Raw genomic sequence first — 644 nt, forward strand, 5'->3', positions numbered from 1 at the left:
CGCCGGCGCGTTGCCTGACGGAGCATCAAACGAAAAACCCGCCTGTGCGGCGGGTCACTGGCGCAACTCAGCACCATAAGCAAAAATGTACCATAGCTGAGCTCACCGAGTCAAGAAAAAAATCCTATCGTGTCAGCCCGTTGGTATGCGCGGATCCTGCACCAGGTAGAAGGTCCATCTGGGCGTGTAGTCGGTCATCAGGAATTCGAAGCTGGCGGTTTTCAGCGGGTCGACCTTGCCATTCCTGAACAGCAGCCGGTCATAGGGTTCGAAATCGCGATCGAAATCGGCGAAATTGCTCGACCGGATATTGTCCGGCGTCTTGTTGCGCTGGTCGAAGGAAAGCCCGTCGCCGAACACGCTCGGCTGGTTCAGGATCTCCTGCAATTCGAACTGGAATTCGACCCAGGCCTGGCCGCTGTTGTTGAGCACCTCGATGCGCATATACATCATGCCGTTGGCGAATTCGCCGGCCTTGCCGAAGGCCTGGATCGGCTTTGTCGTGCGGATCGTCAGCGTCACCGGCGTTGACGAAGTCAGCTCTTCGGTGATGACGAACGGATCGTCCTTCGTGCCGATGCCCGAGGCGCCGGTGATGTGGAAGCCGCCAAGCTCGTCGGAGAAGGAGTAGGCGCCCGCCGCCC

The 644-nt window shown here is 59.0% G+C and carries 1 protein-coding gene; it reads right to left on the bottom strand.

The features are described 5' to 3' along the window. Positions 1-132: 132 nt before the first annotated feature. The coding region (locus tag EN914_RS37515) for a hypothetical protein (protein WP_127389788.1) at positions 133-644 on the bottom strand (512 nt) is incomplete at its 5' end.

Source organism: Mesorhizobium sp. M7A.F.Ca.CA.001.08.2.1 (assembly GCF_003998455.1).
Classification (GTDB): Bacteria; Pseudomonadota; Alphaproteobacteria; order Rhizobiales; family Rhizobiaceae; genus Mesorhizobium; species Mesorhizobium ciceri.